The sequence below is a fragment of the Pseudomonas sp. URMO17WK12:I6 genome, assembly GCF_003253625.1.
Lineage (GTDB): Bacteria > Pseudomonadota > Gammaproteobacteria > Pseudomonadales > Pseudomonadaceae > Aquipseudomonas.
Genome location: NZ_QKYZ01000006.1, coordinates 340,788 through 351,562, shown reverse-complemented (window position 1 = coordinate 351,562; position 10,775 = coordinate 340,788). Strand labels below are relative to the sequence as shown.

The following is a 10,775-nucleotide window of genomic DNA, read 5'->3' as shown; positions in this document are numbered from 1 at the left end:
AGTAGCAGAAAAAAAGGCCGACGCCCAATGCGTCGGCCTTTTTTTTGAATGTTTGCGCAAATGATAAATAAACTCATTCCGGTTTTTGCGCGGTGCTGCGTCTTACTTACGTAAGCAGATAAATCGAGCCGGGCAGGGTAGCCACTGGGCTCAGGTTTTCCCAGCCGTACACATTTTTACCGCTGCCCGGACAAACGATCGAGCCCGGGGAGGGGCCGGTCATCGACTTGCGACGTGTTGCCCGAGAGGCAGCCGATCCAGGTGGTTCACAGGTCCAGGCAGCGGCAGGGCACTCGATTGCCCATGGATCCTATCCATTTCAATTAAAAATAGAGAGCACGATGTCAGCAATTCATGAGTTGAAACCTCTGTTCAAGGCCTTGGTCATTGCCCGAACCTTGCGCTCGCGTCGCTCGTTGGCCGGTCTGGGCATGGCTTGCCTGCTGCCGCTCAGCGCGCAGGTCCACGCGGAAGACTTCACCCTCGACATTCCTGCCCAGCCTTTGCCCCAGGCGCTGCAGGCGTTTGGCACGCAGACCAATCAGCAGGTGATCTACAACGCCGATGACATGGCCGGCCTGCGCAGCACACGCGTCAGCGGCAAGTTGAGCGGCGAAGCGGCGATTGCCCAATTGCTCAAGGGCACGGGCGTGCACTACAGCTTTGAAGGCAACACGCTGATGCTGGTACGCGGCAGTTCGACCGAGGGTCTGGAACTGGGCGCCACCACCATCAACGCGCAACAGGTGGGCGCGACCACCGAAGGTTCGAATTCCTACACCTCGAATGCCGTGACCATCGGCAAGGGCACCCACACCCTCAAGGAAATTCCGCAGTCGGTCACGGTGATGACCCGCAAGCAAATGGATGATCAGGATATCGTCGATCTCAAGGACGCGGCCAACAAGACCACCGGACTGGTCGGTGCCCAAGGCGTCGGCAGAGGTTTGATCCTCTCTTCGCGCGGTTTCCAGATCGATGACTGGCAGTACGACGGTGTGCCGATCCCGCGCAACACTTACGCATTGGGCAACTGGGCCACGCAGGACTTGATTTTCTTCGATCGCATGGAGGTGCTGCGTGGTGCGTCGGGCTTGCTGCAAGGCACCGGCAGCCCGGGTGGCGCGGTCAACCTGGTGCGCAAGCGCGGTCAGGCCACACCGACCGTGACCCTGACCGGCAAGGCTGGCTCCTGGGATCACTACGGTCTGCAACTGGACGCGGGCGGGCCGTTGAACCAGAACGGCACCATTCGTGGACGTTTCGTGGCCGACCAGGACGACACCCACACATTCGTTGATTCCGAATGGTACAAGACCACCTCGCTGTACGGTGCGCTGGACTTCGATCTGAGCGAAGCCACCACCGTGGGGGTCGCGGTCAGCCAGTCCGACGGCGAATCGCGCTCGAATGTCCGCGGCTTCCCGCGTTACTCCGACAGTAAACCCATCGACCTGCCGCGCAGCACGTACACCGGGGCGAAGTGGAACCATTCGGATATCGACGTCACCACGCTCTACACCGATCTGGAACACCGTTTCAACGATGACTGGGCCTTCAAGATCGGCGCCGTGCGCATGACGGAAACCAACAAGGCGAAGAACCAGCGGGTGCAATCCACCGGCGATGGCATCAATCCCGATGGCAGCGGCGTGCAATACGCGGACTTCGTGACGGACATGGACTCCACCAAAGTCGCCCTGGACATGAACCTCACCGGCAAGTTCGAAGCCTTGTCCATGCCGCAGGAAATCATGGTGGGCGGCAACTATTCCAAATACACCTCGGACGACAAATACGCCCGAACCTTCAATGACAGCTCCGACAATATCTTCGACATTGATCACAACCGTCCGGAGATCAGCTACGAAGGCTTGATCAATAGCCCCGGTGGTCGTGGGACTCCCAGCCAATACGACATCCGCCAGAAAGGCCTGTACGGCAGCTGGCGGGTCAAGCCTGTTGAAGACCTGACCCTGGTGCTCGGCTCGCGCGTCAGTTGGTACGACTACAATTACAAGTCTTCGACCCAGACCGCGAGCGGCATTACAGAAGATCCAAAAAGCACCGCCACTGAAACCGGAGAAGTCACGCCCTATGCCGGTATCGTCTATGACCTGAGCCGCGAATGGGCGGTCTACGCCAGTTACACCGACGTATATACACCGCAGACCGAACGCGATACCGCCGGCGCGGTACTCAAACCGATTATCGGCAGTAACTACGAGATTGGTCTCAAGGGCGAGTTGATGGATGGCCGGATCAATACCTCCGTGGCCCTGTTCCGTTACGACCAGGAAAACCGTGCCGTTCTCGATACGCAGGGTGCGCAAACCTGCGACGGTTGGTTCTGCTCGACGGCATCGGGCAAAGTGCGCAGCCAGGGTCTGGACGCCGAAATCAGCGGCGAAGTGATCGACAATCTGCAACTGTTTGCCGGCTACACCTACAACACCACCAAATACCTCGACGACCCTGACAACGAAGGCAAAATCTTCAGCTGGTGGACGCCTAAACACATGCTGCGTGTGTGGGGCAATTATCAGTTGAGCGGCGACTGGAGCCGTGTGAGTACAGGCCTGGGCTTTACCGCACAAACCCACACGATAGGTTTCGACCACTCCGTCAACGTTCCGGGTTACACCGTGTGGAATGCCCGCGTCGGTTACCAGCTCACTCCGGAAATCGAGCTGGCGATGAACGCCAACAACCTGTTTGACAAGACCTACTTCGCAGCGGCCTACAACCAGATCAACGGCAACAACAACTACGGTGATCCACGCAACGTGATGTTCAGCGTGAAATACACACCGCAGTTCTGATCCACGCTCCCGCTGGTATGAACCCGGCCCATGCCCCTTTGAGGGACATGGGCCAACACCCTCTGCAGGAGCGAGCATGCTCCGCCATCCATTCCCCCCAACACTCAACCGTTTAAGGTTTAACGACGCGTGTTTATAGACACTCGGTGTTACGTCAGAAGCGGCTACAACACCTTGCGTCGTTACCTACGTGTGCGCCAGAATCCGCCGGCTTGTGCGGCTATGGGGCGGGCTATATCGTTTCCGGGTCACTGCAAAACAGTGATCGGGTTTGGTAGCCCGCTTGTAGTAGCCGTATGGCAACACCTTATGCAGCCCCTGTTTTGGGACTCGCTTTTATGGTGGTCATGCGTGGGGCTCCTTCGTGAGCGCCGGGTTCCTACTACAGCCGGTCTACCAACCCGCGTATGGCCGCCACCCCTCGTTTGGTAGCGAAGGTGACGGCTCCTTAAAATTTGTAGTAGGAGTTTCAACCATGTTCAAAGTCACACCCAACCCCCCGGATACTAATCCAGTACCTTACGACGTCTCTCTTGATCTTGACCCCAAGAAACTGAAAGAGGCGGCCGACCGCGCACTCAACTTCTACCTCAACCCAGGGGCGACGAAAACGCAGATACCGCCCCGCAAGCCCAGCACCATCTTCACCATCGACGCAGCGGTGGATGACGAAACGTTGCTGGTCGACGCCAGCGAATCGTTGGCATCGGCCCGCGAGATGGTCAACGATCTCGCCGAGCTGGCGGACGGCTCGCGACGCTATACGATGCTGGTGCTGCAACGGGTGATCCTGATGAGTGAGTTAGCGGTCAAACGCGTACTGGATAACCACAAGCCTGGGTAGTCGCCAGGCAGGTAGTGAGGGCGCTTGCGCCCTCGCTATTTAGCAGCAGTCAACAAGCACAAACAAAAACGCAGAAGCCATGGCTTCTGCGTTTTTTTTTGCCGTCGCTCGGTCAGCTACATGACTTGCCCTGGCAGCCGAGGAACACTTCGGTAAACGACTCCAGTAGCGACTCGCTGTAGATCATGCTGCGGTGCGGCAGTGGTGAGTGGATCGAGGTGTGCAATTGGCCTGTCACGTTGTGGGCCCTGAGCAGTTGTTCCGAATACAGCACTTGCTCCAGGGTTTTATGCGACAGCGACCACCAGCAACTGGCCTTGACCTTGAGCGGCGGCAGCGAGAAGGCATTGAACGCGTCCACCAGGCGATCGTGAATCGCATAGGCCTGGGCGTTCATGACTTCCTGCTTGATGCCTTCCAGGGTCGCGATCATCTCTTGCTCGCCGGTGGCCGTCTGTTCGCTGGCCCAGCGATAGAAGGTCTTGAGGTCGGCCGTCGGGTTCCGGGCGATGAAGCTCGCCGCCGCCGGTTCCAGATGCGCAAACATCAGGTTGAAGACTTCGAGCGCCGCCAGCAGTTCGTTTTCCGCGCTGAGGTGGTTCGGGTTGTCTTCTTCCTGAGGCTTGCGCGGCAGGTCGGCGGGCAGGTCGCGTTCTGGCAGAGTGGTGTCGACGAGGCCGAGGAAGGTCACTTCCTTGCCCTGGCGCTCCAGGTGGGCGGCGACGTCCATGGCAATCGCGCCCCCCAATGACCAGCCCATCAATCGGTAGGGGCCGTGGGGCTGTTTCTCGACGATCTGTGCGCTGTAGTCGGCAATCATCTCGGCCCATGTCTGAGCGATCGAGTCTTTGTCGGCAAAGCCCTTGTGCATCACGCCGAAGGTCCGGGCATGGGCACTGAGTTTTTTCGCCAGCGGCTGATAACAGAACACGATACCGCCGCTGGGGTGCAGGCAGAATAGCGGCGGTGCCGACGCTGTCGAGGCATTGAGTTCGACCACGCATTGCACATGCTGCTGATGCTCCAGGGCGATGAATCTGGCCAGTGCCTGGACATTGGGGTGAGCCAGCATGTGTTGCAACGCCAGTTTGATGCCCAGGCGCGCGTTAAGGGTCGAGATGAATTGAATGGCCAGAATCGAGTGGCCACCGAGTTCGAAAAAGTTGTCGTCCAGGCTGACACGCTCGACCTGCAACGCTTCTTGCCAGAGTTCGGCGAGCGCCTTTTCCAGGGGCGTTTCGGGGGCAATGAAGTGCCGCTGCGTCTGGCTGAGGTCGGGCTGCGGCAGGGCCTTGCGGTCGAGCTTGCCGTTGGGGCTCAACGGCATGGCGGCCAGTACCAGCAGATGACTGGGCACCATGTAGTCCGGCAGATTGGCCTTGAGCTCAGCCTTGAGGGTTTCGCGCAGGTCGAGTTGTTGCTGCTCGCTCAGCGAGTCGCTTTGGGCCACGACATAGCCGACCAGTTGCAAACCCACCGCGCCTTCCCGGGCAACCACCAACGCCTCGCGGACCTGCGGCGATCGCAGCAGGCATGACTCGATTTCCCCGAGTTCGATGCGGAAGCCGCGAATCTTCACCTGGTGATCCAGCCGGCCTGCATACTCGATCACACCGTCGGCGCGATAGCGCGCCAGATCGCCGGTGCGGTAGAGACGACCGCCGCCCTGAACATCGAACGGGTCGGGGATGAAGCGCTCGGCCGTGAGCTCAGGTCGCTTGAAGTAGCCGCGTGCGAGCAGGTCGCCGGCAATCATCAGTTCACCGACGACACCCACTGGCACTGGCTGGCCGCCGGCATCGAGCAGGTAAATCGCCCGTCCGGCCAGAGGCTGGCCGATCGGCATGCTTTTGGGCAGGGCGATTTGCCCTGTCACGTAGTCGCTGCAATCCAGCACTGTGGCGCTGACGGTCGTTTCCGTCGGCCCGTAGGTGTTCAGCAGCTTCACGTGCCCGAGCCCGGCCTTGCCCCAGGCCGCAACGCCCTCCGGTGGCATCGCTTCGCCACCGACGATCACTTGCCGCAGTGCACCGTAGTCGCGCTGACCGGCAGCGGCGAAGTCCTTGGCCAGCATGTTCCAGTAGGTGGTGGTCAGGTCGCTGACGCTGAACTGTTTATCGAGCAGTTCGCGGTACCAGGTTTCACTGTCCCAGATATCCGGCCCGCGCAGCACCACCGAGGCGCCGCAGATCAACGCCGGGTAAAACTGCTCGACAAAGGCATCGAAGTTGAACGTGGCGAACTGCAGGGACCGGTCCTGTGCGCTCAGGCCGAGAAACTCCAGCGCCACCTGGGCGTGACGGGTCAACGCCGCCTGGGTGATGCCGACCCCTTTGGGGCGACCGGTAGAGCCGGACGTGAACATCACATAGGCGAGGTTTTGGCCGGTGGTGCGGCAGGGCGGGTCAAGTGCGGGCAGCGTCCCCCGGACATCGATGTCGTCGACGCAGCGTCGCTGGACGCCGGGCATCGATGGCAGCCGATCAAGCAGCGAACGCTGGCTCAGCAACACGCTCAGGCCACTGTCTTCAATCATCCAGGCCAGGCGTTCCTGCGGGTAGTCGGGGTCCAGCGGTACATAAGCGCCGCCGGCCTTGAGCACCGCCAGCAGGCTGATGATCATGTGCGCCGAACGCTCCACGGCAATGCCCACCAGCACTTCCGGTCCGACACCCTGTGCAATCAACGAGTGGGCCAGGCCATTGGCGGCGGCGTTGAGCTGGGCATAGCTGAGCTCAAGGTCGTTGAAGATCAGGGCTACCGAGTCGGGGGTTGCCAGCGCCTGGCGTTCGAACAATTGATGCACGCCTTCCTCGGGTTGGGCCGACACGGGCGGGTTCCACTGCTGCAACTGCACCTGTCGCTCATCCTCGCCCAGCAACGGCAGTTCGCCGAGCGCGCGATCAGGATCATCGACCAGTGCCTGGAGCAGATTCTGCCAGTGCCGGGCCAGACGCTCGATGGTTGCAGGGGTGTAGAGATCGCGGCTGTATTCCAGGCTCGCTGCCACGCCGTGTGGCGAGTACGTGACGTCCAGTGACACATCGAATTTGGCCTGGCTCGACCCCGCGTCAAGGAACTCCAGCGTCAGTCCGTCCAGATCGATGTGCGCCGGCTCTGCGCTGTCGGCACGCCAGTTGAACAGCACCTGGAACAGTGGATTGGCTTGCGCGCTGGCCTGCAATTGCAGGGCATCGAAACTCAACTCCAGCGGGTAATCCGCGTGGTCCAGCGCCGCCAGGGATTCACGGCGCAGGCGCTGCAGGAAATCGCTGGCGGACAGCAACGGATCAAGGCGTACGCGATACACCTGACTGCTGACAAAGAAGCCGACCAGCGCTTGGGTTTCGCTGCGATTGCGCGTGGCATTCGGCACGCCGACGGTAAAGTCCTGCTGACCGCTGTAGCGGCTCAACAACAGTTGCCAGGCCCCGAGCGCGACCACGAACGGCGTCAGGCCCTGTTGCTGGCAGAAGCGGTTCAGGGCAGCCGAAAGTGACCCCGGCAGTTCGAACTCATGCTGGCCGGCCGGATGGCGGTGTTGCGCGCTGCGGGGGAAATCCACCGGCATATCCAGGGTCGGCAACGGAGTGCCGAGGTAGTTTTGCCAGTAGTCGGCGCTGCTGGCGCAGGTTGCGCTATGCAGGTAGTCACCGCGTTGCCAGGCGGCATAGTCGGCGTACTGGATGGCCGGGCGGGGCAAGGGTGATGTATCGCCGCTGCCGGCCTGGGCAAAGGCCCGTGTCAGGTCTTGCATCAGAATGGCATTGGACCAGGCATCGGAAACGATGTGGTGCATGTTCATCAGCAACAGATGCTCGTCGACCGAAATCTGCAGCAGTGTCGCCCGCATCAGCGGCGCCTGGCGCAGATCGAACGGCATGCCGGCCTGGGCCTCGATACGTAGCGCGATCCGGTTGGCGCGGGCTTCGTCCGACAGACCCGACAGGTCTTCATGGCCGAGCACCAGTGTTGCCTGCGCATCGACCACCTGCATGGCGCAACCATCGATTTCGACGAAGGCACTGCGCAAAATATCGTGACGCTCAAGCACCTTGTTCAGGGCTGTTTCCAGCCGCCGGGGCGCCAGGGGGCCGGTGATGCGCATGACACGGGGCAGGTTGTAGGCGGCGTTGTTCGGTGACAGTTGCTGGAGAAACCACAGCCGCTGCTGGGCAAAAGACAGCGGCGCCGGGCGCTGGTTGACGCGGGCGGTTATCCCTTGGGGTTGATCACCGGCATCGGCCAGCAACAGCGCCAGTACATCATCATCGATCAAATCGTTCATCGGGGCTCTCGTAGTCGGCGGTGGATCGTTCAGGCGGTCGCCAACGGTTTTTTTTGCGCGACGAGCTTGCCGCCTTCCATCCGCACCAATTGGTCGGCGACATCGAAGTAACGGTCGTCGTGGGAAATGACGATGATGGTCTTGCCCAGGTATTTGAGTTCCGGCAACAGCTCGGTGTAGAAGATGCGCCGGAAGGCCGGGTCCTGGTCGGCCGCCCACTCGTCGAACACCAGCACCGGGCGTTCTTCCAGCCAGGCGTTCAACAGGGCCAGGCGTTTGCGCTGGCCGGTGGACAGGTCGGTGGTGCTGAAGGCGCCATCGCGGATGCAGACCTTGTGCGAGATTTCCAGGCGTTCCAGGTAACGGTTGGCGTCTTCGGGAACGTTCTGCTCGCCTTGTACCAATTCGTCGAACAGGTAGTAGTCGGCGAAAATCGTGGTGAACAACTGGCGATAGTCGTCGCGGTTATGCGCCAGGACCGGCTTACCGTTAAGGATGATTTCCCCGCCCTGGGGCGCATACAGCCCCAGCAGCAACTTGATCAGCGTGGTCTTGCCGCCGCCATTCTCGCCGACGATAAACACGATCTCGCCCTGGGCGATGGACAGGTTGACCGGTCCGAGGGCGAAGGGCTTGCTGCCGTCCACCGCCGGGAAGGCGAAATGCACGTCGCGCATTTCAAGGTGTTCGACCACCGGTTTCGGCGCGTCTTTGTCACTGAGCAGCAGGTGCGGTTCCGGCGAGGAAAACTGCTCCGCCAGGTCGGCAATGCGCTTGAACGCAATGTTGGCGCGGCTGACCACCGGCAGGGTGGTGACCAGGTATTCCATCGGGCCCTTCATGTACAGCAGCACCAGCACGAACCCGCTGAGCACCGCTTTATCGGTGCCCAGCCACAGCGATTGCAGGGCCAGCGCCAGGCCGATCACCACGAAAAACAGCATCGAGCCAAGGGTCTTGGCCACCACGAAGGTGTTGACCGCGCGGATGTGCGTGTTGCAGATGAAATCAGCGGTGCCTTCGATGCGTTGGCTGAACATGCGTTGGCGGCGCGGACGATGGATGCGCAGTTCCTTGGCACCGGCGGCAATCGCGCTGTAGTGCTTTTGCAGTTCGTCCTCGGCTTCGCGAGCCGCCTGGAAACCCTTGATGCCCTTGGTCCGGGCCACGTATTGCAGCGCGGTGCCGATCACCAGGGCCACCAGCAGCAAGGCAAACATCGGCAACGACAGGTAGGCCAGGTAGCTCAGGCAACCGAGGGTGACGGTGAACGCAATGGCCAGCGGCGCGAAGGAAAAGGCGAAATCACTGACGGTGTCGACGTCATGGGTCAGCACCGGAATCAGTCGATAACTGCGGAAGCGCTCGATCTGTTCGATCGGTGCCAACAGGACTTTTTCCCCCAGGGATTTACGCAGCCCGGCAATGATGTGTTGCCCGACATGGTTGGTGCCGATGTCCGACAGGATCGACGTCAGCAACGCCACCGCGCACAGGCCGATAAACGTTGCCAACACCCGGGTCGACGGGGTGTCGGCGGCGTTCAGCGCGTCATTGATGGTCGCCAGTAACGCGGTGATGCTGAGGCCACCGAGCATGCCGAGCATGATCGACACCACAACGATGACCCGGAAAGGCCTGAGCAGGCCGAGGACTTCACTGAAGGCTCCGCGGGATTTTGAGGTCATGGAAGTTTCCGCTTCAAGTGCCGCTAAAGGGCAAAGGTTCAAGAGTTTGGCTGCTTAAAAGACGAAACCCGTGGGCGGCGATTTAGCCGCGCACGGGTTTGTTGCAGGTCATGCGACAGGAGGTGGGAGCCTCAAAGATCCCGCGCGACGCGAAAACCGAGCCAGTCGCCACGGGTGTCGGGGTAGGTGGCATTACGGTTGCCCGAACGCGAGAACACCGGTGCTTCACCCCAGTCATTGCCGCGAATGCGCCGGGCGGTGCATTCGCCGGTCAACCAGGCGCTGCCATCGCTCGGTGCGCCGACGTAGTTGTCGTTGTAGCAATCGGCGGTCCACTCATAGACGTTGCCGTGCATGTCGTACACGCCGAAGGCGTTGGCCGGGAAACTGCCCGCCGGTGAGGTGAAGTTGTAGCCATCGGCGGCGCCGTAGGTGTTGGCGTGTTTGGCGATGCTGTATTCCTTGCCTTCATCGAACGGGAAGGGGAACGGGCCGCTGCTGCCCGCGCGAGCGGCATACTCACGCAGCGATTCGCTGACCAGTCGATAGTGCTTGCCGGTCTTCTTCGAGAGCCAGGCCACATAGGCATTGACCTCGGGGAAGTTCATGCACACAGCCGGATGCCTGGCCGTGCGTTCATAGCGCGGCACGCCAGCCTTGCACTCGCGGCCCGGCCGGGTGTCGCCGTCGGGCATGAGGTAACCGCTGTCGCGCAGGTACGCGTCCCACTCGCCGGCCAGCACCTGAAAGCGGCTGATGGCCAGCGGTTTGGCGAAGGTCACCGGGTGCAACGGACCTTCATCGGGCTCGCGGCCCACCTCATTGTCCGGAGTGCCCATGGTGAAGGTCCCGGTAGGCAGCACGACCATCTCCGGGCAGTGCTTGCAGTCCTTGAACACTTTGCCGGGCGGGGCGGGGGCGGCGGCCTGAGCGGCACCCGGCAGCAGGCCTGCAACCACGGCGGCGAAGGCCAGTGCGGGGAGCGTTTTCAGGGACAAGCTACGCAACTCACTGTTCATCATTGCTCTCGATAAAAAGTTAAAGGGAATCAGGGGGGGCAACTTCCGCCACGCCGCAATCTCTGTAGCAGCTGGCGAAGCCTGCGTTCGGCTGCGAAGCAGTCGTAAAACCAG

General features: G+C 61.0%; 5 protein-coding genes. 2 read left to right on the top strand and 3 right to left on the bottom strand.

Annotated features, from left to right (window positions below):
- The first annotated feature begins 341 nt into the window (after positions 1-341).
- Both F475_RS13965 and F475_RS13960 read left to right on the top strand, forming a co-directional pair.
- On the top strand, positions 342-2,822 hold the full coding sequence (locus F475_RS13965; protein ID WP_111454151.1) for a TonB-dependent receptor: 2,481 nt from the start codon (positions 342-344) through the stop codon (positions 2,820-2,822).
- Positions 2,823-3,297: 475 nt separating this feature from the next.
- Positions 3,298-3,666, top strand: a complete 369-nt coding sequence (locus tag F475_RS13960) for a DUF6124 family protein (protein WP_111454150.1) — start codon at positions 3,298-3,300, stop codon at positions 3,664-3,666.
- 112 nt (positions 3,667-3,778) lie between these two features.
- Here F475_RS13960 and F475_RS13955 read toward each other — a convergent pair whose 3' ends face one another.
- From F475_RS13955 to F475_RS13945, 3 genes are all read right to left on the bottom strand, one after another.
- The gene (locus tag F475_RS13955; RefSeq protein WP_111454149.1) at positions 3,779-7,954 is read right to left on the bottom strand and encodes a non-ribosomal peptide synthetase; all 4,176 of its coding nucleotides are present in this window, start codon (positions 7,952-7,954) and stop codon (positions 3,779-3,781) included.
- Positions 7,955-7,983: 29 nt separating this feature from the next.
- Complete coding sequence (locus tag F475_RS13950) at positions 7,984-9,642, bottom strand: cyclic peptide export ABC transporter (protein ID WP_111454148.1); 1,659 nt, start codon at positions 9,640-9,642, stop codon at positions 7,984-7,986.
- 131 nt (positions 9,643-9,773) lie between these two features.
- Positions 9,774-10,661: a formylglycine-generating enzyme family protein gene (locus F475_RS13945; protein ID WP_111454147.1), complete on the bottom strand. Its 888-nt coding sequence runs from the start codon at positions 10,659-10,661 to the stop codon at positions 9,774-9,776.
- Between the last annotated feature and the right edge of the window lie 114 nt (positions 10,662-10,775).

Coding starts and splice junctions, on each gene's coding strand:
- F475_RS13965 (WP_111454151.1), top strand. CDS start 342: ATGTCAGCAATTCATGAGTTGAAACCTCTGTTCAAGGCCTTGGTCATT.
- F475_RS13960 (WP_111454150.1), top strand. CDS start 3,298: ATGTTCAAAGTCACACCCAACCCCCCGGATACTAATCCAGTACCTTAC.
- F475_RS13955 (WP_111454149.1), bottom strand. CDS start 7,954: ATGAACGATTTGATCGATGATGATGTACTGGCGCTGTTGCTGGCCGAT.
- F475_RS13950 (WP_111454148.1), bottom strand. CDS start 9,642: ATGACCTCAAAATCCCGCGGAGCCTTCAGTGAAGTCCTCGGCCTGCTC.
- F475_RS13945 (WP_111454147.1), bottom strand. CDS start 10,661: ATGAACAGTGAGTTGCGTAGCTTGTCCCTGAAAACGCTCCCCGCACTG.